Here is a 23,531-nt window from a genome sequence, read left to right on the forward strand (position 1 = left end):
TCACTCATGAGCAACAAAGGGCAACTTCTACAAGACCCGTTCCTGAACACGCTGCGTCGCGAGCACATTCCGGTTTCGATCTATCTGGTCAACGGCATCAAGCTGCAGGGCCAGGTCGAGTCGTTCGATCAGTACGTGGTGCTGCTGAAGAACACCGTCACGCAGATGGTGTACAAGCACGCGATCTCCACCGTCGTGCCGGCTCGTCCGGTGGTCATCCAGCAGCAGGAAGACGGCAACTGATCGCCCTGACGATTCGCTGCGGCCGGTCACGTCCGGCTGCAGGGGGCGCCCATGTTTGAGCGTCCGGCATCCGGCGAGCGGGCGGTCCTCGTCCAGCTCGACCTTGGTCAGGGTGCGATTGAAGAGCGCCTGTCCGAGCTGAAGCTGCTGGTGCTCAGTGCCGGCGCAAGCGTCGAGGCGGTCGTGCAGGGCAAGCGCGCGGCGCCCGATCCCAAGCTGTTTGCCGGCAGTGGCAAGGTGCAGGAGATCGGCGAAGCCATGCGTGCGCACGAGGCGGACATCGTCATCTTCAACCACGCCCTGTCGCCGGCGCAGCAGCGCAACCTCGAGCGCGAGCTGGCGTGCATGGTCATCGACCGTACCGCGCTGATCCTCGACATCTTCGCCCAGCGTGCCCGCAGTCACGAGGGCAAGCTGCAGGTCGAGCTCGCCCAGCTCGAGCATCTGTCCACCCGGCTGGTGAGGGGCTGGACCCACCTCGAGCGGCAGAAGGGCGGTATCGGCCTGCGTGGCCCGGGCGAGAAGCAGCTCGAGACCGACCGGCGCCTGCTCGGCAACCGGGTCAAGATGCTGAAATCGCGGCTGGTCCAGATCGAGAAGCAACGCAAGGTCAGACGCCGCGCCCGGGAACGCCGCGACGTTCTGTCTGTCTCTCTGGTCGGTTACACCAATGCGGGAAAGTCGACGCTGTTCAATGCGCTGACGAAGGCTGGGGCCTACGCGGCCGACCAACTCTTCGCCACGCTCGACACGACGTCGCGCCGGCTCTATGTGGGTGGAGCGAGCGTCGTGCTGTCGGATACCGTCGGTTTCATCCGCGACCTGCCTCACGCCCTCGTCGCCGCGTTTCGCGCGACGCTCGAGGAAACGGTGCAGGCCGACCTCCTGCTGCACGTCGTGGATTCCGCGAGCGAGGATCGAGACGCGCAGATCGATGCGGTGAACGAAGTTCTTGCCGAGATCGGTGCGGCCGACGTGCCGCAGATCCTCGTCTGGAACAAGATCGATCTCACGCGTGCGGAGCCGGCGGTCGAATGGAGTGACTGTGGTAACATTCGGCGCGTTTTTTTGAGCGCCCGAACGGGCGAAGGTCTTGATCTGCTTCGCGAAGCGCTTGCCGAGGTGGCGCAGCAGACCTTCCATGAAGATGCCGGCCGGGAATCCGGTACGGTGGATGAACTTCCTTCTCAATCGTGATTACGGGCATTCTCATGTCACTTAACGACCCCCGCTGGGGTGGCCAGGGCGGCGACAATGATCGCGACCGCAACGACGGTCAGCGTGGCGACGGCAACCGCGGCAACAACCAGGGCCCCCCCGATCTCGAGGAGGTCTGGCGCGACTTCAACCAGCGCCTGACCGGCATGTTCGGCGGCAAGCGTCAGAACCGCGGCATGGGCGGCGGGGGCGGTGGTGGCGACGGCGGTCCGCAGTTGCCGAATTTCTCGTTCAAGCAGTTCGGTGGCGGCATCGGTGCGCTGCTTGCGCTGGCCGGCGTGGTCTGGCTCGCGAGCGGCATCTACACGGTCGATGCCAACCAGCGCGGCGTCGTGCTGCGTCTGGGCGAGTACGTGCAGACCACCGAGCCCGGCCTGCGCTGGCGCCTGCCGTATCCGTTCGAGACCCACGAGATCGTCGACCTGACCGGCGTGCGTACGGTCGAAGTCGGCTATCGCGGTTCGGAGCGCAACAAGGTGCTGCGCGAATCCTTGATGCTGACCGATGACGAGAACATCATCAACATCCAGTTCGCCGTGCAGTACGTGCTCAAGAGCCCGGAGAACTACGTTTTCAACAACCGCTTCCCGGATGAATCCGTCGCCCAGGCGGCCGAGACCGCCATGCGCGAGATCGTCGGCAAGAGCCGCATGGACTTCGTGCTGTACGAAGGCCGGGAGGAGATCGCCGCGACCGCGCACGATCTGATGCAGCGCATCCTCGATCGCTACGAGACCGGCATTCAGATCAGCCGTGTGACGATGCAGAACGCGCAGCCGCCCGAGCAGGTACAGGCCGCGTTCGATGATGCAGTGAAAGCCGGCCAGGATCGCGAGCGCCAGAAGAACGAGGGCGAGGCCTACGCCAACGACGTGATTCCGCGTGCGCGGGGTACAGCTTCGCGCCTGATCGAGGAAGCCAACGCCTACCGCGAGCGCGTGGTCGCTAACGCCGAAGGTGAGGCGAGCCGCTTCAACCAGGTGTTTGCCGAGTACAGCCGTGCGCCCGAGGTCACTCGTGAGCGCATGTACATCGAAACCATGCAGGAAGTCATGTCGAATACTTCCAAGGTCATGATCGACGCCAAGGGCAATGGCAATCTGCTGTTCCTGCCGTTGGACAAGCTCATGCAGCAGGCGGGCGGAGCCGGCAGGCCGGCGGGTGTCGCGCCCGAGCCCCAGTCGGCTGCCGCGCTGGGTTCGAATGCGCCAGCATTGGCGTCGGACCCGCGTAACCGTGACCTGATGCGTAGCCGTGAGCGTGGAGAACGATGATGCGTGACAAGCTTCCCCTGATCGGCGGTGCGCTGCTGGTCATCATCCTGATTGCGTCGGCGTCGCTGTTCACCGTAGACCAGCGCCAGCACGCCATGGTGTTCCAGCTTGGCGAGATCAAGGAGGTCATCGACGAGCCCGGCCTGAAGTTCAAGCTGCCCCTGATCCAGAACGTGCGCTACTTCGACAAGCGCATCCTGACCATGGATACGGCGGAGCCCGAGCGCTTCATCACCTCCGAGAAGAAGAACGTGCTGGTGGACCACTTCGTGAAGTGGCGCATCGTTGATCCGCGCCTCTACTACGAGTCGGTCGCGGGCGATGAGGCGCGTGCGCGTACCCGCCTCACGCAAACGGTCAATGCCGGCCTGCGTGAGGAGTTCGGCCGCCGCACGGTACACGACGTGGTGTCCGGCGAGCGTGAGCTCATCATGGACCAGATGCGCGAGCGTGCGGACCGCGACGCCCGGACCATTGGCGTGCAGATCGTCGATGTGCGTCTGAAGCGCGTCGATCTGCCGAACGAGGTGTCGGAATCGGTGTATCGCCGGATGGAGGCCGAGCGCAAGCGCGTGGCCAATGAACTGCGCTCGCAGGGCGCCGCCGAAGCCGAGAAGATCCGCGCCGACGCGGACCGTCAGCGCGAGGTCATCGTGGCCGAGGCGTATCGCAGTGCCCAGCAGGTCAAGGGTGAGGGCGACGCGAAGGCCACGGCGATCTACGCGGAGGCCTTCGGCAAGAATCCGTCCTTCTATTCCTTTTACCGCAGCCTCGAGGCCTACCGTGCCAGCTTTGCCGGCAAGGAAGACGTGCTGGTGGTGGATCCGAGTTCGGACTTCTTCCGCTTCATGAAGGACGCCGGGGGCTCCGTAAGGAACTGATTGCCCCATGGGTGCTTCCCTGTTGACTGCCTTCGCGCTGATGCTGATCATCGAAGGCATCCTTCCTTTTGTCGCGCCAGCCGCCTGGCGCGAAACTTTTTTGCGTCTCGCCAGCATGGCTGACGGTCAGATCCGCTTCATCGGTCTGACCTCGATGCTGGCGGGCGTGTTGCTTCTTTTTGTCCTGAGCTGAACCCCATGCGCTGGGTATTGCCCGATCACATCCAGGACGCGTTGCCGTCCGAAGCCCACCAGCTCGAGACCTTGCGTCGTCGGCTGCTCGATGCCTTCCGCGTTCGCGGCTACCAGCTGGTGATGCCGCCGCTGCTCGAGTACCTCGATTCGCTCACCACCGGTGCAGGGCAGGACCTCAAGCTGCGCACCTTCAAGCTGGTGGATCAGCTGTCGGGCCGCACGATGGGCGTCCGTGCGGACATGACGCCGCAGGTCACGCGCATCGATGCGCATCTGCTCAATCGTCAGGGCGTGTCGCGCCTCTGTTATTGCGGCAGCGCCCTGCATTCCCTGCCGTCGACGCTGACTGCGACGCGAGAGCCGCTGCAGCTGGGCGCCGAACTCTACGGTCACGCCGGTATCGAGGCGGACGTCGAGATCCTGCGCCTGCTGGCCGAGGTGTTGCGCCTGGCTGAGGTGCCGGCCTCGCGCATCGACATCGGCCACGTGGGCCTGTTTCATGCGCTGGCCGCCCGTGCCGGCCTGGTGCCGGGGCGCGAGGAGGAGCTGTTCGACCTGCTGCAGGCCAAGGATGTGCCCACGCTGCGCGTCGTGCTGGCCGACGTCGCGGAGCCGGTGCGCTCGGCGCTGTTGGCGCTGCCGAGCCTGTATGGTGGGCCGGAGGTGCTGGAGCGGGCGGCGGCCTGTCTGCCGCAGGACGAGGAGATCGCCGCCTTGCTCGGCGAACTGCGCCAGCTGGCTGCGGCGCTGGCCGATCTGCCGATCAGTTTTGACCTGTCGGATCTGCGCGGCTATCACTATCACAGCGGTATCGTCTTCGCGGCCTACGGTGCGGATTCGCCCGCGGCGCTCGCACTGGGCGGCCGCTACGACCGTGTTGGCGAGGCCTTCGGTCGGGCGCGGCCGGCCACCGGCTTCAGCCTGGATCTGCGCGAACTGGTGTGGCGGCTGCCGACGCCCGGCGAAGCCGCGGGCATCCTGGCGCCCTGTGTCGACGACGAGGGGCTCGATCGGGAGGTGGCGGCACTGCGCGCGCGCGGCGAGATCGTCGTCACCGCACTGCCCGGACATGATGGAACTTGGAACGAGGCCGGCTGCGACCGGCAACTGGTGAAGCGGGGCGATCGCTGGGCGGTCGTGTCGTTACAGGGAGAGTAAGAAATGGCAAAGAACGTCGTCGTCGTCGGTACCCAGTGGGGTGATGAGGGCAAGGGCAAGATCGTCGACTGGCTGACCGACCACGCGAAGGGCGTCGTGCGCTTCCAGGGTGGGCACAACGCCGGCCACACGCTGGTGATCGGCCAGGCCGAGTACAAGCTCAATCTCGTGCCCTCCGGCATTGTGCGCGAGGGCGTGGCCTGTTTCATCGGCAATGGCGTGGTGCTCGACGCGCATCATCTGCTGGCCGAGATCCGTACGCTGGAAGCCGGCGGCATCAAGGTGAGGGATCGCCTGCGCATCAGCCCGGGTTGCCCGCTGATCCTCGGTTATCACAGCGCGCTCGATCGCGCGCGCGAGGCTGCCAAGTCGGCTGGCGACAAGATCGGCACCACCGGCAAGGGCATCGGTCCGACCTACGAGGACAAGGTCGCCCGCCGCGCGTTGCGCGTGTATGACCTGTTCGATCGCGAGCGCTTCGCCGCGAAGCTGAAGGCGAACCTCGAGTACCACAACTTCGTGCTCACCCAGCATCTCGGTGCCGAGCCGGTGGACTTCCAGTCGGTGTTCGACGAGGCCATGGCCGATGCAGAAGAGCTGCTGCCGATGGTGTCGGACGTCTCCGCCGAGCTTTACGCGATCAACAAGTCGGGTGGTTCGCTCCTGTTCGAAGGTGCCCAGGGCACGCTGCTCGACATCGACCACGGTACCTATCCGTTCGTCACCTCGAGCAACTGCGTGGCGGGCCAGGCTGCCGCGGGTTCGGGCGTGGGTCCCAGCCGGCTGCACTACGTGCTGGGCATCACCAAGGCTTACTGCACCCGCGTCGGCGGTGGTCCGTTCCCGACCGAGCTCGATATCGACACCAAGGGCGTCCCCGGCGAGCAGATGTCGACGAAGGGGCGGGAATTCGGCACGGTGACAGGGCGCAAGCGTCGCTGCGGCTGGCTGGATCTGGCGGCGCTCAAGCGCTCGATCATCATCAACGGCGTGACCGGGCTGTGCATCACCAAGCTCGACGTACTCGACGGACTCGAAGAGCTCAAGCTCTGCACCGGCTACATGCTCGATGGCAAGCGTATCGACCTGCTGCCGATGGGGTCGGAAGAGGTCACCCGCTGCGAGCCGATCTACGAGACGATGAAGGGCTGGAGCGGCACCACCTTCGGCGCGCAGAGCTGGGACGCGCTGCCGCAGGAGGCGCGTGCCTACCTGCATCGTATCGAGGAGATCTGCGAGATCCCGATCGACGTCATCTCGACCGGGCCCGAGCGCGACGAGACGATCCTGCGTCGTCATCCGTTTGGCGCCTGATCGTCGGTTCGAAAGCTTGCGTGGGCCGTTGTCTGGCTGCGCAGGCCTCGTGATGGAAGCGGTGTCGTTCGTGCGCAGGGTCGCCCCGGGCGGTCGTGTTGCCGGGGGCGCCGCTTCCTCGTTTGCGGGTGTCGTTGCGCGTGCTGTGGCGTTGTCTGCAATAGCGCCGTTGGCACAGCAACACGCGCACGGCAGCGTAAACGAAAAAAGCCGGCTGTTAGCCGGCTTTTCCCTGCAACTGGTGCCCAGAAGAGGACTCGAACCTCCACGCCTCGCAGCGCTAGTACCTGAAACTAGTGCGTCTACCAATTCCGCCATCTGGGCAGGGAGGCGCATAATAGCAGAGGTTATCGCGCCTGCAAAGTATTTCGTCGCTTCTTCGATTGCGGCGATGGAGATCGACATCGTCAGCGAAAGTGAATGGGCTGCGGACTACATGCAAAAAGCAAACGAACAACAAAAAAGCCGCTCCGAAGAGCGGCTTTCCTGTGAAACTGGTGCCCAGAAGAGGACTCGAACCTCCACGCCTCGCGGCGCTAGTACCTGAAACTAGTGCGTCTACCAATTCCGCCATCTGGGCAAGAAGACGCGCATTATAAGCACTGAAAGAAGATTGTCAATGACTCGTAGAACGAAAAATACACAAGCACGCACCGCCCCTCAAAATCGCCAGCCCGCCGGACGGAGTTCTGCGGCGTCCCGTCGCGGGGGGGCTGCCGGCGCATCGGCTGCGGGCCGTGGCCGTGCTGCACACAAGGCTGCGGCTGCACACGTCAGTGCGATCCGCCTGGCCGATCCCTTCCACGAACGTGAGGCGCAGAAGTACGAGCAGCCGTTGCCGAGCCGCGAGTACGTGCTGCAGGTGCTGGCTGAGCGCGGGGTGCCGATGGTGTTCGATGAACTGGCCGTCGCGCTCGACATCCAGTCCCACGAACGCGAGCACTTCGACCGCCGCCTGCGTGCGATGGAGCGGGAGGGTCAGATCGTGCGCAACCGGCGCGACGCCTACCTGCTGCCGGCCAAGGCCGACCTCATCAAGGGCCGCGTGGAGGGCCACCCCGATGGCTTTGGCTTCCTGCGCCGCGATGACGGCGGCGCGGATATCTTTCTCGGACCCAAGGAGATGCGCGAGTTGCTGCACGGCGACCGTGTCCTGGTCCGGATCGCCGGCCAGGATCGTCGCGGCCGCCCCGAAGGCAAGCTGGTGGAGGTGCTCGAGCGCGCCAACACGCGTGTGGTCGGCCGGGTGATCGAAGAACATGGCGTGATGATCGTCGTGCCTGAGAACCGCCGCCTGGCGCAGGACATCCTGATCGCCCCGGGTGGGCGCAAGAAGCCTCAGCCCGGCCAGATCGTGACCGTCGAACTGGTGGAGCAGCCGACCCAGGTCACGCAGCCGATCGGACGCATCGTGGAGGTGCTGGGTAACTATGCCGACCCGGGCATGGAGATCGAGATCGCCCTGCGCAAGCACGACCTGCCGTTCGAGTTCTCGGCGGAGGCCAAGGCAGAGACGCGCAAGCTCCCGGCAGCGGTTCGCAAGAAGGACTGGGCGGGTCGCGAGGACCTCACGAAACTGGCCTTGGTGACGATCGACGGCGAGACCGCGAAGGACTTCGACGACGCGGTGTATTGCGAGCGCCAGGGCAAGGGCTACCGCCTGATCGTGGCGATCGCCGACGTATCGCACTACGTGGGCGCCGGCAATGGCCTCGACAAGGACGCTTTCGAGCGCGGCAACTCGGTGTACTTCCCGCGTCGGGTGATCCCGATGCTGCCCGAGAAGCTCTCGAATGGCCTGTGTTCGCTGAACCCGCAGGTCGAGCGCCTGGCGATGGTTGCCGACATGGCGATCTCGATGACCGGCGACATCAAGTCCTACCGCTTCTACCCCGCGGTGATCTGGTCGCATGCGCGCCTCACCTACACCCAGGTGGCCGCGGCGCTGTACGACAAGGATCCGGCGGTGCGCAACGAGCTGGCTGCGCTGCTGCCGCACCTGGAGAACCTCGACCAGCTCTTCCGCGTGCTGCTGAAGGCGCGTGCCAAGCGCGGCGCGATCGACTTCGAGACCACCGAGACGCGGATGATCTTCGACGACAACGGCAAGATCGCGCAGATCGTGCCCGAAGTGCGCAACGACGCCCATCGTCTGATCGAGGAGTGCATGCTCGCCGCCAACGTGTGTGCGTCCGACTTTCTCGCCAGCCGCGAGCACCCGGCGCTGTACCGCGTGCACGACAGCCCCTCCGAGGACAAGCTCGCCAAGCTGCGCGAGTTTCTCAAGGAGTTCGGCCTCGGCCTGGGCGGTGGTGACGAGCCGCGCGCGGGCGACTTCGCCAAGCTGCTCGAGCAGGTCAAGGATCGTCCCGACGCCCAGCTGCTGCAGACCGTGATGCTGCGTTCTCTCAAGCAGGCGATGTACAGCCCGGACAACGTCGGCCACTTCGGCCTCGCCTACGAGTCCTACACCCACTTCACCTCGCCGATCCGGCGCTATCCCGACCTGCTGATCCACCGCGGCATCAAGGCCGCGCTGGCGGGCGAGCAGTACCGCCCCGGCGACTGGGAGCAGATCGGCCTGCACTGCTCGATGACCGAGCGCCGCGCCGACGACGCCACGCGCGACGTGGTCGCCTTCCTGAAGTGCTACTTCATGCAGGACCGCGTCGGCGAGATCTTCACCGGCAGCGTGTCGGCGGTCGTGTCCTTCGGCCTCTTCGTCGCCCTCGACGACATCTTCATTGAGGGCCTGCTCCACATCTCCGATCTGGGCAGCGACTACTTCCACTACGACGAGACCCGCCACGCCCTGCTGGGCGAGCGCACGGGCAAGCAGTTCCGCCTGTCGGATCGGGTCAAGGTGCAGCTGGTGCGGGTCGACATGGCCACCAACAAGATCGACTTCCGCCTGATCGAAGGTCCGCTGGCGGTCGAGAAGCCTGTCGCCGTGGTGGAGGAGACGCCGGCTCCCGCGCCTCGGCGTGCGCGCAGAACGACAAGGACGGCTGCCGACAAGGCCGCGGTGGAGACCGTCGTCGTGGCAGCACCGGCCGCGGCGTCCGCCGTGGAGGTCGCCAAGCCGGCAAGGAAGGCGCGGGCGAAGCCTGCCGCCGCGCCGGCCGAAGAAGTGATTGAACCGGCCGCCATCGCGGCAAAGCCGGCGCGCAAGCCCCGGGTCAAGGCGCAGTCCGTGCCGGAAACGCCCCCCACGCCGGTGACACCGGCGCGTAAGTCGCGCGTCAAGGCCGCAACGGCGCTTTCCGCGCAGAAGGCGCCGCAAGCGAGCGTGCTCGACGATATCTGGCAGAAGGCGGCCGACCAGGAGGCAGCGGCGCAGAAACTCGCGGCAGAGGAGGCGGCCAGCGCGCGGGCCGGCAAGAAGCGCAAGGCGGCGGACAAGGCGGAGGGCAAGCCTGCGAAGAAGGCAAAGGCACCCGCCGCCAAGGCCAAGTCCAAAGTCAAGGCGGGCGCCAAGGTGAAGCCTGCAGCCAAGCCGGCGAAGAAATCCGCTGCGAAGGCGGTGAAGGCGTCCGCGACCGCTGCCGAGCCGGTAGAATCGCGCGCCTCCAAACCGGCCGCACGTTCTGGCGGCAAGACCTCGACCAAGGGAACCCGCCGTGGCTAAAGCCCCAGAAACTGTCTCCACCCGCCTCATCTACGGCTTCCATGCCGTTTCCGCCAAGCTACGCCACGCGCCGGATTCGGTGCTGGAAATCTTCCTGTCCGGCGATCGCAAGGACGCCCGAGTGCGCAAGTTCGTTGCCCAGGCCGAGGCCGCGGGCGCACGCATCACGTCCAGCGAAGGCGACAAGCTCGACGCGCTGGTCGGCACGCGGCGCCACCAGGGTGTGGTGGCCAAGGTCGACGCCACGCGGCGCGACATCAAGCTCGCCGACGTGCTCGACAGCCTCGAAGAGAATGCGCTGATCCTGGTGCTCGACGGCGTGCAGGACCCGCACAACCTCGGCGCCTGCCTGCGCGTGGCCGACGCCGCCGGTGCGCATGCGGTGGTGGCGCCGAAGGATCGCGCGGTGGGCCTCAACGCCACGGCGGTCAAGGTCGCCAGCGGTGCGGCCGACACCGTGCCCTACATCACCGTCACCAACCTGGCCCGCGCACTGCGCGAGATGCAGGATGCCGGCGTGTGGGTGGTCGGTGCCGCCGGCGAGGCCGAGAAGTCTCTGTACGAGATCGACCAGAAGGTGCCCGTGGCCTGGGTGCTGGGTGCCGAAGGCGACGGCTTGCGCCGCCTGACGCGCGAGACCTGCGACGAACTCGCCCGCATCCCGATGCACGGCAGTGTCGAGAGCCTGAACGTGTCGGTCGCCAGCGGCATCTGCCTGTTCGAGGCGCGTCGCCAGCGCGGCTGAACGGTTCCGGCGAGCCCCGTCTTTGGGGTAACCTCTCGCCCTTCGAGCTTCGGGGTGCCCGCGCCAGTCGCGGGAGAATCGGGAAAGCGGTGCAACTCCGCTGCGCGCCCAGCGCCGTGATGGGGATTGTCCGGGCATGGTTTGCCCAGCCACTGGTCCGCAAGGATCGGGAAGGCGCCCGGACGAGATGATCCACAGCCGGAAGACCGGCCCCGAAGCGTATCAAGCAGCCGCCTGGTCGGCGGTTGTCCACTGCTCTACGACAAGGGGAATTTCATGAGCAGTCCTTCGCAGGCCGTCCAGACCGATCCGCAGTTCAGTGCCGAGGAGCGCGCCGCCGTCTATCGGGCCATCCACACCCGGCGCGACGTGCGCGGCCAGTTCCTGCCCGACCCGATCCCGGACGAGGTGCTCGCGCGCGTGCTGACGGCCGCCCACCATGCACCGTCGGTCGGCTTCATGCAGCCGTGGGACTTCGTGCTGGTGCGCTCGCGCGAAGTGCGGCAGAAGATCCAAGCCGACTTCCGCGCCGCCCATGCCGAGGCTGAGCTGATGTTCGAGGAAGGCAAGCGCGACACCTATCGCAAGCTCAAGCTCGAGGGCATCCTCGAGGCGCCGGTCAACCTGTGCATCACCTGCGACCGCAGCCGCAACGGCCCGGTGGTGATCGGCCGCACCCACATCGGCGCGATGGACGTCTACAGCGCGGTGTGCGCGGTGCAGAACCTGTGGCTTGCCGCCCGCGCGGAGGGCCTGGGCGTGGGCTGGGTCAGCATCCTGCATCAGCAGACCCTGCGCGAGGCGCTCGGCATTCCGCAGGACATCGTGCCGATCGCCTATCTGTGCATCGGCTACGTCAGCCATTTCTATGACAAGCCCGAGCTGGAGTCGGCGGGCTGGCTCAAGCGCATGCCGCTGACCGAACTGCTGCACTTCGACGGCTGGCAGGGCAGGGCGGACGAGGCGGGCGAGCGGCTGGTCGACGAGATCGGGCGGGTGTGGCCGATCCTGAAGTAGGGGTTTCGACCGCGGCGGCCGTGCTCGACGCCTTGCCCTGGCAGCGGCTCAAGATTCAGTCGGATAGGGTGGCGAGGAAGTCGCCCCAGGCCTCGATCGGCAAGGGCCTGCCGAACAGGTAGCCCTGATAGAACTCGCAGCCGTGCAGCCGCAGGAACTCGCGTTGCGTCGGCGTCTCGACACCTTCGGCGATCGTCTCGAGGCCGAGTGCGTGGCTCATCGACAGGATGGCCAGCACGATGGTCTCGCTGCCTTCGTCCTCCGTCATGTCGCGGATGAAGGACTGGTCGATCTTGAGCTGGGCGAAGGGCAGGCGCTTGAGGTAGGACAGCGAGGAGTAGCCGGTGCCGAAATCGTCGAGTGCGAACTGGATGCCGAGCGTGCGCAACTGGTTCATGCGCGCCACGGTTTCGTCGAGATCCCCCAGGATCACGCTTTCGGTCAGCTCGAGCTTGAGCCGGCTCGGGTCGATGCCCGCGCCTTCGACCGTACGGCGCACCATGGCGAAGAAGTCCGCCTGGTGGAACTGCCGCGCGCTCACGTTGACCGCGATCGAAAGCTGGCGGGTTGCCGGCGCCTGTTGCCACTGCGCGATCTGTGCGCAGGCGGTGCTCAGCACCCACTGGCCGATCTGTACGATCAGGCCCGTGTCTTCGGCCAGCGGAATGAACTCGGCCGGCGAGATCATCTTGCCGTCGGTGCCTGGCCAGCGGATCAGCGCCTCGGCACCGGCGAGCCGGCCGTGGCGGTCGACCTGGGGTTGATAGACGAGGCGGAAGCTGCCGGCCTGCAGGGCTTCGCGCAGGCCGATTTCCATGCGTGCGTGGGCATCGACGACCGCCTGCATTTCCGGATTGAAGAAGCGGATGGCGTTGCGTCCTTCTTCCTTTGCCCGGTAGAGCGCGACTTCGGCCTGCTTGAGCAGCATCTCGGGTGCGACCGCCTTGCCGCGGAACAGGCTCACGCCGATGCTCAGGGTAGCGTAGTGAGGCTCGTCGCCGTTCTCGCCGAGTGCGTAGGGCGCATCGAGTTCGGCGTGCAGCTTCCGCGCGATGAGCTCCGCGCGCGCGATGGCGTCGTCCTGATTGTCGCCGATGTTCTCGATGACGATGGCGAAGTCGTCGTCGCCATGGCGGGCGACGGTGTCGTCCTCGCGCATGGCGGCGCGCAGGCGGTTGCCGAGTTCCTTCAGCAACTGGTCGCCGCTGGCATGGCCGCGCGAGTCGTTGAGTTGCTGGAAGCGGTCGACGTCGAGCAGCATCAGCATGCCCCAGGCTTCGCTGCGACCACTGCCGCGGATCGCCTGCTGCAGGCGGTCGCGCAGCAGGGCGCGGTTGGGGAGCCCGGTCAGCGCGTCGTAGTAGGCCAGCCGGTGCAGCAGCGCCTCGGACTGCTTGCGCTGGGTGATGTCTTCCTTGACCGCGACGTAGTGCGTGATGGTGCCGTCGGGCTGCTTGATCGGCGCGATCGTGGCCAGTTCGAGGTAGCTCGCGCCATCCTTGCGCGTGTTGTGGAACTCGCCGCGCCAGACCTCGCCCCGCAACAGCGTGGCCCACAACTCTTCATAGGTCTCGCGTGGCGTGAGGCCGGCATTGAGGATGCGCGGATTGCGGCCGATCGCTTCCTCGCGCGAGAAGCCGGTGATGCGGCAGAAGGCCTCGTTGACGTATTCGATGCGGGCGTTGGTACCGGTGATGACGATGCACTCCGGGCTCTGTTCGATCGCCATGGACAGCTGCCGCAGCTCGGCGTCGCGCCGTTCGATCTCGGTCGCCATGCGATCGATGCCGGCCGTCACCTCGTCCAGTTCGCGCACCGAGGTGCCCGTACCGATGCGCGTGCCGAGGCTACCGGCAGCGATGCGTGCGACCGCGTCGCGCACGCGGACGGCCCACACCTCGATCAGCTGGTAGATGTAGAGCCGCGCGAGCAGCGCAGACAGGATCGTCACCGCCGCCAGCAGGGCGAGGTGGAGCTGGAAGCGGCGGTCGACGGCGTCGAGTGACTGCTCGAGCGGGGCGCCGATCGTCATCAGGCCGCTGTCGGGCGCAAAGCCGGGTGCCGCGACACCGTACAGGCGCCGCATGCCGTCGAATCCGGGCAATTCGACAATCCCATTGCCTTCGGTCTGCGCCCGACGCAGCACGGCGAGCTGTTCGGGCGGGAGCACATGGTCGCGCCAGCGATCCGCATCAGGCTGGTGGGACAGGATCTTGCCTTCCATGCTGATCAGGCTGGCTTCCCAGCCCGGAGGCAGCTTGAAGTCGTCGATTAGCCGATCCACCCAGTCGAGCGAGATCGAGGCGAACAGCACGCCGCGCACCTCGCCCTGTGGTCCGTGCAGCGGGTAGCCGAACGCCATGCCCGGCTTGCCGGAGATGCGGCCGACGATGAATTCGCCGTAGGTGATGCCTCCGCCCCGCATGCCTGCCTGGAACCAGGCGCGATGGGCGACATTGATCGCCTCGCCCGTCGATTGTGCGCTGCAGAACAGGCTGCCGTCAGGCAGGGCTGCGCCGATGTTGGTGAAGTCGTCGCGCGATATCAGCAGGCGCTGGGCGATCTTGTCGCAACTCGTGCCGTCGAGCGACTGCAGGTCGTTCGACCGCGCCATGATCCGCAGCACGAACTCAACCATCTGATGGGCGCCGAGCGCTTCGCGCCGGGCGGCGGCGAGGCGCTGCTCGATCTCCGCATGTGCGCGCTCGACAGCCTGCGTGCGCCGTTCCTGGTAGTCGACTAGCACGAACAGGAAGAGCGGCAGCACGGCGAGACCGATGGTCAGCCAGAGTCGCAGGTGCAGCGAATTACGCGTCATCTCGTCCTTGGCATGGTTGGGTGGTCGGGGGCTGATTCAGGCACGGGGCGTCGCCAGCCCGCAATGTGCCCCAATTTGGGCAATCTGTCCCGTACGACGCTGGGGTGCTTGCCTAGTGCGTCACACTTCGCATCTTGCACCAAGGCGGTGGCTTTCGGCGGCGTCGTGTCTCTGCGATCGTCATAACGGCCATGCCCACAGCAGCATCGGCACCCCGACCGCCACCACTACGATCTCCAATGGCAGGCCCAGCTTCCAGTAGTCACCGAAGCCGAAACCGCCCGGGCCGAGGATCAGGGTGTTGTTCTGGTGGCCGATCGGCGTCAGGAAGGCGCACGATGCGCCGATGGCCACCGCCATCAGGAAGGCGTCGGCATTGACGCCCAGCGCGGAGGCGGTACCGATGGCGATCGGGCACATCACGGCGGCCGTGGCGGCGTTGTTCATCAGGTCGGACAGGCACATGGTGACGACGAGGATCAGGAGCAGGCCAGCGACGGCGTGGCCCTGCGCCACATTGTCCATCAGCAGGCGGGCGATCAGGTCGGCGGTGCCGGTCGCTTCCATTGCGCCCGCGACCGGGATCATGCTCGCTAGCAGCACGACGATGGGCCAGTCGATTGCGTCGTAGACCGCACGTGGCGGCACCGTGCTCAGGACCATCGAGGCGAGCACGCCGAGGGCGAACGCCACTGCCGCCGGCAGCACGTCGAAGGCGGCGACGACGATTGCCAGCACCATGATCGACACGGCTTCCCACGCCTTGCGCCGGTCGGGGATGTAGAGCTCGCGCGCGGCGAGCGGCACGCAGCCCTTGTCGGCAGCGAATTCCGCGATCGATTCGGGTGGTCCCTGCAACAGCAGCAGGTCGCCGGGCTGGATGGCGATCCTGCGCAGCCGCTTCATCGAGCGCCGTCCCTCGCGCGAGAGCGCCAGCAGATTGATGCCGTAGCGGGTGCGCAGCATGATGTCGGTGGCCGAACGCCCGGCGAGCGGCGAGCCGGGCAGTGCCGCAAGTTCCATCAGCACGATCTCGCCCGACTTCGCGGCGGGCGCCTTGTCTTCGTCCTCCTCCCTCTCGTCACCGGGCTTCGTTGCTGCCTGCGGGCCGGATTGCGTGCCCGCTTCAGGCCCGTCGGTCTTCTCCGGCTTGACGGCCTCCTCCAGCTTCAGGCCCAGGATGGACAGCACGTCCGGCAGCGAGTCGGCCTCGGCCTCGATCATCAGGATGTCGCCGGCGTGGACCATGCGTCCCGGATTGGCCGCGATGAGGCGGACTTCCTTGTGCACCACGCCGACGATCTGTGCGTCGACATCGGCGAGCGCCTCCTCGATCTCGCGCAGCCTCAAGCCGGCGGCCTTGCTGTCCTCGGGGACACGCACCTCGGTGATGTAGGCCCCCGATTCGAAGCCCTCGATGCCCGCCTGCTTGCGCGCCGGCACGAGCCGCCAGCCCACGAGCGCGACGAGCAGGATGCCGGCCAGGGCCACGGCGAGCCCGACCGGGGTGAAGTCGAACATGGCGAAGCCGCCCTGTCCGGCGGCGGCGCGGAAGCCCGACACGATGAGGTTGGGCGGGGTGCCGATCAGGGTCGTCATGCCGCCGAGGATGGTGCCGAAGGCCAGCGGCATCAGGATCTGCCCGGGCGCGAGCCCGAGCCGGTCGGACAGGTGGATTGCCACCGGCATCAGCAGGGCCATGGCGCCGACGTTGTTCATGACGCTCGACAGCAGCGCACCGAGGCCCATCAGCGCGGCGAGGCTGAGCGTGCGACCGGCCTTTGCCGGCAGGATGGCGCGCGCCAGCGCATCCACCGCGCCGGAAGTCTGCAGGCCGCGGCTCAGGACCAGCACGCAGGCGACGGTGATGACGGCGGGGTGCCCGAAGCCCGCGAACGCGTCGCCGGGCTCGACCAGGCCGCCGAGCACGCAGGCGAGGAGCGCACCGGCGGCCACCATGTCGTGCCGCCATCGGCCCCACAGGAAGGCGCCGACGGTCGCGGCCAGGATGGCGAGGATCAGCAGCTGCTCGGGTTTCATCGGCGCCTCGGGTGCTCATGGCGGGCGTAGGGGTGTTCCCGGCCCGCCGCTTCCCCGGGGCGCGCCTGCTTCCAATATAGATGCCCGGCGCATGCCGGGTAAATGACGAAAAGGCGGCCGGGGGCGATCGATGCCCCCGGGCGCGGGCTTACTCGGTATCGAAGCCCAGCAGGCGGCTGTCGATGATGCGGCGGGCAACCGCGTCGGGCACATTGGCTTCCCAGTCACCGCGGCCGCGGCGCAGGCCTTGCAGCACCTCGGTGACGTCGATATGCAGGTGGCCGTCGTCGTGCGGATGAACGGCCACGAGCTTCTTGTTGGTCACGAGGTGGGCGAGCAGGTGACGCAAGTTCTCGGGCACCTGGACGTTGTCGAGCGTGACCAGTTCGTCCGGCTGCGCGCCCGTCGGTCGTGAGGGATAGACGTACACGTGGGTGTTGTCGGGGAAAAGCTTGCCGAAGGCTTCGAGGATGCCGCCTTCCAGACCCTCGTAGTACTTCTCGTCGAACAGGAAGTTGAAGTCGCGCACCGACAGCACGATGCCGATCGGCTTCTGCGTGTAGCGCCGCAGGTAGGCACGCAGGCGGAAGAAGCGCACGTAGTCGGAGATCATCACCGTGTAGCCCTGCGAGGTGAGCAGGTCCACGCGGGCAAGGAAGTCGGCGCCGTCGACGTTGTCGCCGCTGATCAGCGAGTTCATCGTGATCTCGGCCAGCTGCAGGATGCTGGTCTCGTCGACCGCGGCGAGCTGGCTGAACTGCTTCAGGCCGGAGGCCATCATGTCCACATTGACGCAAGTCACCGGCTTGAAGCTGCCGCGCATCACCATCACCGGCTTGCGGTAGAACAGCTCGCCCGGCACCACGACCTCGCCGTCGGGGTTGAACACCACCGCGCGCGTCAGCCAGCTGCGGATCAGGTGCAGGTTCATCAGGCGGTTTTCCACTTCCTCGAAGTAGGGGCCGGAGAAGTGGATGAGGTCGACCTCGATGCGCTCGGGCGTGAGGCCGTCGCCCAGGCCCTCGACGATCCATTCGGGCTGGTCATGGTGGAAGAAGGCGCCGTGGATCAGGTTCACGCCGAGGATGCCGAGCGCCTCGGACTGCTGCGCGTTGGTGTCGTCGAGCATGCGCACGTGCAGGATGACGTCGCTCGGCGCCGCGCCCGGATGCAGCTGCAGGCGCACGCCGATCCAGCCGTGGCATTCGTTCTTCTGCTTGAAGCTGCGCGCGGTCACCGTCGCCGCGTAGGCGAAGAAGGTGGTGTTCTTCGGCCGGATGTGGGCGAGGCGGTCCACCACCTGGGTGAACTCCTTGTCCAGCATCTGCAGCAGGCGGGCGCGGCTGACGTAGCGGTCGACGTGGCCGTAGATGTCGTCGCTGACGGCCATGTCGTAGGCCGACATGGTCTTGGCGATGGTGCCGGCGGCGGCACCGACCTGGAAGAAGCGGCGGGCCACTTCCTGCCCGGCGCCGATCTCGACGATGGAACCGTACTTGAACTTGTCGAGGTTGACCGCCAGCGCCTTCTGGTCGGTGGTCAGGATGGTGTCGCGTTTGCGCATCGGTGCGTTCCTTGATGAGCGGGGCCGCGGGGCGGCCTTACTTGAGCTTGAAGCCGCGGTTGTGCAGCGCCTCGACCAGGCGGTCGCGTCCGGACAGCGTCTGTGGGCCGGCGATGCGCTTTGCCGAATGCACCGCCCAGGTGCCATGCACGTTCATCTGCTGTTCTTCGTAGAAGCGCGCCATGGTGGCGTTGTAGGCCTCGATGCCCGGTGCCTGGACCTCGAGCGAGTATTTCTCGTGGTGCAGCACCACCGACTGCGGCGGCCGCGGCTTGACTGCCGCGGGCTGGGCCGGGTCCGGGTGGCCGACGCACATGCCGAACACCGCGACCACGCCGGGCGGCAGGGCCAGCAGTTCGGCGACCTTCTCCGGCTGGTTGCGCATGCCACCGATGTAGACCGTGCCGAGGCCGAGCGACTCGGCCGCAGCGACCGCGTTCTGGGCCGCCAGCGCGGCGTCGATGACGCCGACGAGGAACATCTCGGTGTAGTCGAGCGCCTCCGCCGGACGGCCCGTCTTCTCGGCAAGATGGCGCAGACGGGCGAGATCGGCCAGCCACACCAGCTGCAGCGGCGCGTCCTTCACGTGCGCCTGGCCGCCGGCGCACTCGGCGAGCGCGGCACGGGTTGCCGGATCGCGCACGGCCACCACGCTCCATGCCTGCAGGTTGGAGGAGCTGGCAGCCGATTGTGCTGCGGCGATGATCGCGGCGAGTTCGTCGTCGGCGACGGGATCGGGCAGGTAGGCGCGTACCGAGCGGTGATCGAGCAGGTGGTCGATGAGCGGCGAGCTGGCCGCCCGAAGCGAAAGGCCGAGATCGCCATAGCGGGCGCGCAGGCGTTGCGGGTCGAGAGACATGAATCACTCCGGATGCTGCGGGAAAACCACAAGTATATTGGCGCAAGGCGACGCTTCGGCGATCCTCCCGCGGCAGGGGAAACGATTGCGTGCGCTGGTCGCCCCGCCGCGGCGGGTGCAAACGGGCAATGCGGATTTGATCTCGATGCAGGAATTACGTTAACGTCAACGTAATGTGGCGCCCGGCGGGCTTGTGCCCGTCCGGACGCCACCGGTTTCGATCACAACGAGGAGAGGGAATACCATGAGCGCTGTCGCCGAATTCATCGCCGCACGCGACTTCCTGTTGCAGCACCGCAGCGATTACGCCACTGCCTACGCCGGCTTCAAGTGGCCGAAGCTCAAGGAGTTCAACTGGGCGCTGGACTACTTCGACGCCATGGCCAGGGGCAACGACAACCCGGCGCTGTGGATCATCGAGGAGGATGGCCGCGAATCGAAACTGAGCTTCGCCGAGATGTCGGCGCGCTCGAACCGGGTCGCCAACTGGCTGCGCAAGCAGGGCGTCAAGCGCGGCGAGCGCATCCTGATCATGCTCGGCAACGAAGTGCCGCTGTGGGAAACCATGCTCGCCGCGATCAAGCTCGGCGCGGTGGTGATCCCGGCAACCACGCTGCTGACCCCCGAGGATCTGGTGGACCGCGTCGAGCGCGGCCAGGTCAAGCACGTGGTGATCGGCAAGGCCCACACCGACAAGTTCGAGAACCTGCCGGGCAGCTTCGGTCGCATCGCCGTGGGCGGCGCGCCCGCCGGCTGGAAGGCCTTCGAGGAGGCCGCGGCCGAATCCGACCAGTTCACCCCGGACGGCGTGACCCGCGTCGACGATCCGCTGCTGCTGTACTTCACCTCGGGCACCACCTCCAAGCCCAAGCTGGTGCTGCACACCCACCAGTCCTACCCGGTCGGCCACCTGTCGACGATGTACTGGATCGGCCTGAAGCCCAACGACCGCCACATGAACATCTCCTCGCCGGGCTGGGCCAAGCACGCCTGGAGCTGCTTCTTCGCGCCCTGGAACGCCGGCGCCTGCGTGTTCCTGTACAACTACAACCGCTTCAACGCCAAGGCTCTGCTCGACGTGCTGGTGAAGTACGAAGTCACCACCATGTGCGCGCCGCCGACCGTGTGGCGCATGCTGATCCAGCAGGATCTGGCCTCGGTCAAGACCAAGCTGCGCGAGCTGATCGGCGCCGGCGAACCGCTCAACCCCGAAGTCATCGAGCAGGTGCAGAAGGCCTGGGGCATCACCATCCGCGACGGCTTCGGCCAGACCGAGACCACTGCCGAGATCGGCAACACGCCCGACCAGCCGCTCAAGCCCGGCTCCATGGGTCGCCCGCTGCCCGGCTACAAGATCGCCCTGCTCGATGTGGACAGCAACCCGGTGACCGAGGGCGAGATCTCGCTGGTGCTCGGCGACAGCCGTCCGGTCGGCCTGATGGTGGGCTACTCGGGTGATCCGGCCAAGACCGCGGAAGTGATGCGCGATGGCCACTATCGCACCGGTGACGTCGCCAGCATCGACGAGGACGGCTACATCACCTACGTCGGCCGCGCCGACGACGTGTTCAAGGCCTCCGACTACCGCATCAGCCCCTTCGAGCTCGAGAGCGTGCTCATCGAGCACCCGGCGGTGGCCGAAGCTGCGGTGGTGCCGAGCCCGGATCCGGTGCGCCTGGCGGTGCCCAAGGCCTTCGTGATCCTGGTCGCCGGCCAGGAGCCGAGCAAGGAGCTCGCCAAGGACATCTTCGCCTTCACCCGCGAACGCCTGGCCCCGTACAAGCGCATCCGCCGCCTGTCCTTCGCCGATCTGCCCAAGACCATCTCGGGCAAGATCCGCCGCGTCGAGTTGCGCAAGGCCGAAGAGGCACGGGGCGAGAACGCGCGGGGCGAGCTGGAGTTCTTCGAGGAAGACTTCCCCGAGCTGAAGGGCTGATCGCGGCCCGCACAAGGGGGCGATGATGCGCCCCCGTACGGCCGGCATGCTGCTACAATGCCGGCTGTGGCGGGTCTCCCCGCATTGCAGCGCGGTGAACCTGGTCAGGGCCGGAAGGCAGCAGCCACAGCCGTTCCCTGCAAGTGCCGGGGGTCGGGCTCGCCACCCCGAATGCAACAAGCCGAAGGGCGCTCCGATGTGGGCGCCCTTCGGCTTTTCTGCGTGTCGTTCAAGCCTGGTCGTTCAGGCGAGCAGGCTGTCCATCAGCATCATCGCCACGAAGCCGACGATCAGGCCGCCAGTGGCCAGCGTCTCGTGGCCGCGACGGTGCGACTCGGGGATGATCTCGTGGCTCACCACGAACAGCATCGCGCCGGCCGCGCCCGCAAGGCCCCAGGGCAGGATCATCGCGGACGCCGACACCATCACCGAACCGGCGACCGCCGCGATCGGCTCCATCAGTCCGGACACCGCGGCGACGCCGAAGGCGAACAGGCGGCTGTAGCCGGCCGTCACCAGTGCGATGGCGACGATCAGGCCTTCGGGCACGTTCTGCAGCGAGATGCCGGTGGCGACGGCGTCGCCGCTACCCGCGCCAGTGCCGTTGAGACCGGACGCGACGCCGATCGCCAGGCCTTCGGGGATGTTATGCACCGCGATGGCGAACACGAACAGCCAGACCGCGGTGCCGGTGCGCGAGCCGTCGGGCGCATGCGAGTGGGGCAGGGCGCGATCCATCGTCAGCAACAGTGCAGCACCGATGGTGAGGCCCACGGCCACCAGCAGCGCCGCGCCGGTCTGCCCCATGCCTTGCGCCTGGGCGGCACCGAAAGCCGGCAGCAGCAGCGAGAACACGCTCGCAGCCAGCATCACGCCGGCGCCGAAGCCGAGCAGCATGCCTTGCGCACCGTCGCTGATCCTGCGCATCACCAGCAGCGGCACGGCGCCCAGAGCGGTAGCGGCGGCGGCCATGGCGCCGCCGGACAGCGCGCCGGACAGCGGCAGGTTGAAACCCTCCAGGCCGCGCGCGGCCTGCGCGAACAAGACCGCGAAACCGGTGAGCGCGATCAGCCAGCCGGCGAGCGCGCGCAGGGCGCCGGCCGGACTGGCGGGCAGGAAATGCAGGCGGGCGACTTTGGCAACCATGATCGGACTCCTTTCGATCTGCATACGTCACCACCGGTCGGGGCAACGCACGAATCAGTGATCCGAGTATGGAGTCCATCCGCCGATAGGGCAAATTGAAAGCTCGAAGTCGGTCGATAGGGCATCGGTATCGGGGCGCGTCAGCCGGGTCGCCGGTAGCCGCCCGCCACGCCGCGTGGCGACATCACGAATTGCCACAACTGGTTGCTGCGCGCGCGGAAGGTGCCGGCGCAGGCGAGCAGGTAATAGCGCCACATGCGGTAGAAGCGCTCGCCGTAGCGTGCGGCGAAGCGCGGCCAGGCCGCTTCGAAGCGGGCATGCCAGGCCATCAGCGTGCGGTCGTAGTCGGCGCCGAAGTTGTGCACGTCCTCGACGACGAAGCAATCCTCCGAGGCGTCGCAGACCTGGCCGAGCGAGGGCAGGTCGCCGTTGGGGAAGATGTAGCGATCGATCCACGGATCGGTCGGCGTGCGCCGGACGTTCTTGCCGATGGTGTGCAGCAGGAACAGACCCTCGTCCTCGAGACTGCGCCGGGCCATCTCGAAGAAGGCGCCCTGGTTTTTCGCGCCGACGTGCTCGAACATGCCCACCGAGGCGATGCAGTCGAAGCGTTCGCTGCCGCCACGGTTGAACTGGCGATAGTCCTGCAGCCGGAGGGTCACCGGCAGGCCGGTGCAGCGGGCCTGGCCGAACTCTGCCTGCTCGCGTGAGATCGTCAGGCCGACGCAGTTGACGCCGTAGTGTTCGGCGGCGAACTTCATCAGGCTGCCCCAGCCGCAGCCGATGTCGAGCAGCCGCATGCCGGGCCGCAGTTCGAGCTTGCGGCAGACGAGGTCGAGCTTGGCCGCCTGCGCGTCTTCCAGCGTATCGGCCGTGGCCCAGTAGCCGCAGGTGTAGGCCATGCTCGGGTCGAGCATGGCCTCGAAGAAATCGTTGCCAAGGTCGTAATGCACCTCGCCGACCTGCCAGGTGCGACGCAGGCTCTGCAGGTTGAACAGGCGCGCGCGCAGTCCCTGCACCATCAGCGCCGTGGTTCCCACCTTCTCGTCAAGGCGGGCGAGCAGCACGCGGGCGATGAATTCGTCGACCTGATCGCAATCCCACCAGCCCTCCATGTAGCTTTCGCCCAGGCCGAGGCTGCCGCGTGCCAGGATGCGTTCGGCGGTCTGAGGGTGGTGGATGCGCATGTCCCACGGGCGCTCGCCGTCGATCTCGATGTCGGCCTGGGCAAGCAAGCGGGCCATGGCGCGCAGCGCCGGATCCTGCTCCCTTGGCCTGAGGGGGCGGCGCGCGCCACTCTGGTGCGCGGGGCGTGGCTTGCGGGCGTGCGCTTCGCTGGGCTTGTGCATGCTCTCCATCCTGTACTCCCGGCCGTGTCAGGGTTTGAAGTCTGGAAGCGGAAGAAGGAGATCTTCGCCATCCAACTCCGCCCGGACGTCAAGCAGGAATCGGGCCGTTCCGTGCGTGCGGCGCGCGGCTCAGACGGTCAGGGCGA

Annotated in this window: 17 protein-coding genes, 2 tRNA genes, 1 other RNA gene and 1 riboswitch; of the genes, 12 read left to right on the top strand and 8 right to left on the bottom strand. The window is 66.8% G+C overall.

The window, feature by feature from the left end:
* The first annotated feature begins 6 nt into the window (after positions 1 to 6).
* From hfq to AC731_RS18880, 7 genes are read left to right on the top strand one after another with little or no spacing between them, the layout of a single operon-like run.
* Positions 7 to 243 (top strand): RNA chaperone Hfq, encoded by a 237-nt coding sequence (gene hfq, locus AC731_RS18850; RefSeq protein ID WP_004292992.1) that lies wholly within the window; start codon positions 7 to 9, stop codon positions 241 to 243.
* Between the two features lie 51 nt (positions 244 to 294).
* Positions 295 to 1,440 (top strand): ribosome rescue GTPase HflX, encoded by a 1,146-nt coding sequence (gene hflX / locus AC731_RS18855; RefSeq protein WP_048708444.1) that lies wholly within the window; start codon positions 295 to 297, stop codon positions 1,438 to 1,440.
* A gap of 14 nt (positions 1,441 to 1,454) precedes the next feature.
* On the top strand, positions 1,455 to 2,735 hold the full coding sequence (gene hflK, locus AC731_RS18860) for an FtsH protease activity modulator HflK (RefSeq protein WP_004292989.1): 1,281 nt from the start codon (positions 1,455 to 1,457) through the stop codon (positions 2,733 to 2,735).
* A complete protein-coding gene (gene hflC, locus AC731_RS18865; protein ID WP_004292986.1) occupies positions 2,735 to 3,616 on the top strand; it encodes a protease modulator HflC in 882 nt (293 codons plus the stop codon). The genes hflK and hflC overlap by 1 nt, the downstream gene beginning before the upstream one ends.
* Positions 3,617 to 3,623: 7 nt before the next feature.
* Positions 3,624 to 3,809, top strand: coding sequence for a DUF2065 domain-containing protein (locus tag AC731_RS18870; RefSeq protein ID WP_004292984.1), 186 nt, complete (start codon positions 3,624 to 3,626; stop codon positions 3,807 to 3,809).
* Between the two features lie 5 nt (positions 3,810 to 3,814).
* Positions 3,815 to 4,969 (top strand): ATP phosphoribosyltransferase regulatory subunit, encoded by a 1,155-nt coding sequence (locus tag AC731_RS18875; protein WP_048708446.1) that lies wholly within the window; start codon positions 3,815 to 3,817, stop codon positions 4,967 to 4,969.
* Between the two features lie 3 nt (positions 4,970 to 4,972).
* Positions 4,973 to 6,283 carry an adenylosuccinate synthase gene (locus AC731_RS18880; RefSeq protein WP_048708448.1) on the top strand — a complete coding sequence of 437 codons (1,311 nt, stop codon included), beginning with the start codon at positions 4,973 to 4,975 and terminating at the stop codon, positions 6,281 to 6,283.
* A gap of 239 nt (positions 6,284 to 6,522) precedes the next feature.
* Here AC731_RS18880 and AC731_RS18885 read toward each other — a convergent pair.
* Positions 6,523 to 6,607, bottom strand: a tRNA-Leu gene (locus AC731_RS18885).
* A gap of 171 nt (positions 6,608 to 6,778) precedes the next feature.
* Positions 6,779 to 6,863: transfer RNA gene (locus AC731_RS18890), tRNA-Leu, on the bottom strand.
* Between the two features lie 306 nt (positions 6,864 to 7,169).
* Between AC731_RS18890 and rnr the strand changes: the two genes are divergently transcribed.
* From rnr to bluB, 3 genes are all read left to right on the top strand, one after another.
* Positions 7,170 to 9,911, top strand: a complete 2,742-nt coding sequence (gene rnr, locus AC731_RS18895; RefSeq protein WP_237266646.1) for a ribonuclease R — start codon at positions 7,170 to 7,172, stop codon at positions 9,909 to 9,911.
* Positions 9,904 to 10,656, top strand: a complete 753-nt coding sequence (gene rlmB / locus AC731_RS18900; protein ID WP_038012626.1) for a 23S rRNA (guanosine(2251)-2'-O)-methyltransferase RlmB — start codon at positions 9,904 to 9,906, stop codon at positions 10,654 to 10,656. Before rnr ends, rlmB begins: the two co-directional genes overlap by 8 nt.
* A gap of 35 nt (positions 10,657 to 10,691) precedes the next feature.
* Positions 10,692 to 10,885: riboswitch (cobalamin riboswitch) on the top strand.
* Between the two features lie 47 nt (positions 10,886 to 10,932).
* The gene (gene bluB, locus AC731_RS18905) at positions 10,933 to 11,673 is read left to right on the top strand and encodes a 5,6-dimethylbenzimidazole synthase (RefSeq protein ID WP_048708450.1); all 741 of its coding nucleotides are present in this window, start codon (positions 10,933 to 10,935) and stop codon (positions 11,671 to 11,673) included.
* 55 nt (positions 11,674 to 11,728) lie between these two features.
* Here bluB and AC731_RS18910 read toward each other — a convergent pair whose 3' ends face one another.
* The 4 genes from AC731_RS18910 to AC731_RS18925 form a co-directional block, all read right to left on the bottom strand.
* Positions 11,729 to 14,491, bottom strand: coding sequence for a bifunctional diguanylate cyclase/phosphodiesterase (locus AC731_RS18910; RefSeq protein ID WP_048708452.1), 2,763 nt, complete (start codon positions 14,489 to 14,491; stop codon positions 11,729 to 11,731).
* Positions 14,492 to 14,671: 180 nt separating this feature from the next.
* Complete coding sequence (locus tag AC731_RS18915) at positions 14,672 to 16,531, bottom strand: SLC13 family permease (RefSeq protein ID WP_048708454.1); 1,860 nt, start codon at positions 16,529 to 16,531, stop codon at positions 14,672 to 14,674.
* 148 nt (positions 16,532 to 16,679) lie between these two features.
* Positions 16,680 to 18,095 (bottom strand): hypothetical protein, encoded by a 1,416-nt coding sequence (locus AC731_RS18920; RefSeq protein ID WP_048708455.1) that lies wholly within the window; start codon positions 18,093 to 18,095, stop codon positions 16,680 to 16,682.
* 37 nt (positions 18,096 to 18,132) lie between these two features.
* Positions 18,133 to 18,954, bottom strand: a complete 822-nt coding sequence (locus AC731_RS18925) for an NADPH-dependent oxidoreductase (protein ID WP_048708457.1) — start codon at positions 18,952 to 18,954, stop codon at positions 18,133 to 18,135.
* Positions 18,955 to 19,198: 244 nt separating this feature from the next.
* On the opposite strand from AC731_RS18925, the gene AC731_RS18930 reads away from it, so the two are divergent.
* Entirely contained in the window at positions 19,199 to 20,890 is a 1,692-nt protein-coding gene (locus tag AC731_RS18930) for an AMP-binding protein (RefSeq protein WP_004259177.1), read from the top strand.
* A gap of 68 nt (positions 20,891 to 20,958) precedes the next feature.
* An RNA gene (gene ffs, locus AC731_RS18935) (signal recognition particle sRNA small type) lies at positions 20,959 to 21,057 on the top strand.
* Positions 21,058 to 21,133: 76 nt separating this feature from the next.
* On the opposite strand, the gene AC731_RS18940 is transcribed toward ffs, so the two are convergent.
* Together AC731_RS18940 and cfa are read right to left on the bottom strand one after the other, a co-directional pair.
* Positions 21,134 to 22,036 carry a ZIP family metal transporter gene (locus tag AC731_RS18940; RefSeq protein ID WP_048708459.1) on the bottom strand — a complete coding sequence of 301 codons (903 nt, stop codon included), beginning with the start codon at positions 22,034 to 22,036 and terminating at the stop codon, positions 21,134 to 21,136.
* A 140-nt stretch (positions 22,037 to 22,176) separates the two neighbouring features.
* A complete protein-coding gene (gene cfa, locus AC731_RS18945; protein WP_205626613.1) occupies positions 22,177 to 23,385 on the bottom strand; it encodes a cyclopropane fatty acyl phospholipid synthase in 1,209 nt (402 codons plus the stop codon).
* Positions 23,386 to 23,531 lie beyond the last annotated feature (146 nt).

Origin of the sequence: Thauera humireducens (assembly GCF_001051995.2) — a bacterium.
GTDB lineage: Bacteria > Pseudomonadota > Gammaproteobacteria > Burkholderiales > Rhodocyclaceae > Thauera > Thauera humireducens.

Coding starts and splice junctions, on each gene's coding strand:
- AC731_RS18920 (WP_048708455.1), bottom strand. CDS start 18,095: ATGCGCAAACGCGACACCATCCTGACCACCGACCAGAAGGCGCTGGCG.
- AC731_RS18915 (WP_048708454.1), bottom strand. CDS start 16,531: ATGAAACCCGAGCAGCTGCTGATCCTCGCCATCCTGGCCGCGACCGTC.
- AC731_RS18910 (WP_048708452.1), bottom strand. CDS start 14,491: ATGACGCGTAATTCGCTGCACCTGCGACTCTGGCTGACCATCGGTCTC.
- AC731_RS18940 (WP_048708459.1), bottom strand. CDS start 22,036: ATGGTTGCCAAAGTCGCCCGCCTGCATTTCCTGCCCGCCAGTCCGGCC.
- AC731_RS18880 (WP_048708448.1), top strand. CDS start 4,973: ATGGCAAAGAACGTCGTCGTCGTCGGTACCCAGTGGGGTGATGAGGGC.
- AC731_RS18875 (WP_048708446.1), top strand. CDS start 3,815: ATGCGCTGGGTATTGCCCGATCACATCCAGGACGCGTTGCCGTCCGAA.
- AC731_RS18870 (WP_004292984.1), top strand. CDS start 3,624: ATGGGTGCTTCCCTGTTGACTGCCTTCGCGCTGATGCTGATCATCGAA.
- hflK (WP_004292989.1), top strand. CDS start 1,455: ATGTCACTTAACGACCCCCGCTGGGGTGGCCAGGGCGGCGACAATGAT.
- hflX (WP_048708444.1), top strand. CDS start 295: ATGTTTGAGCGTCCGGCATCCGGCGAGCGGGCGGTCCTCGTCCAGCTC.
- rnr (WP_237266646.1), top strand. CDS start 7,170: ATGGTGTTCGATGAACTGGCCGTCGCGCTCGACATCCAGTCCCACGAA.
- AC731_RS18930 (WP_004259177.1), top strand. CDS start 19,199: ATGAGCGCTGTCGCCGAATTCATCGCCGCACGCGACTTCCTGTTGCAG.
- AC731_RS18925 (WP_048708457.1), bottom strand. CDS start 18,954: ATGTCTCTCGACCCGCAACGCCTGCGCGCCCGCTATGGCGATCTCGGC.
- bluB (WP_048708450.1), top strand. CDS start 10,933: ATGAGCAGTCCTTCGCAGGCCGTCCAGACCGATCCGCAGTTCAGTGCC.
- cfa (WP_205626613.1), bottom strand. CDS start 23,385: ATGCACAAGCCCAGCGAAGCGCACGCCCGCAAGCCACGCCCCGCGCAC.
- hfq (WP_004292992.1), top strand. CDS start 7: ATGAGCAACAAAGGGCAACTTCTACAAGACCCGTTCCTGAACACGCTG.
- hflC (WP_004292986.1), top strand. CDS start 2,735: ATGCGTGACAAGCTTCCCCTGATCGGCGGTGCGCTGCTGGTCATCATC.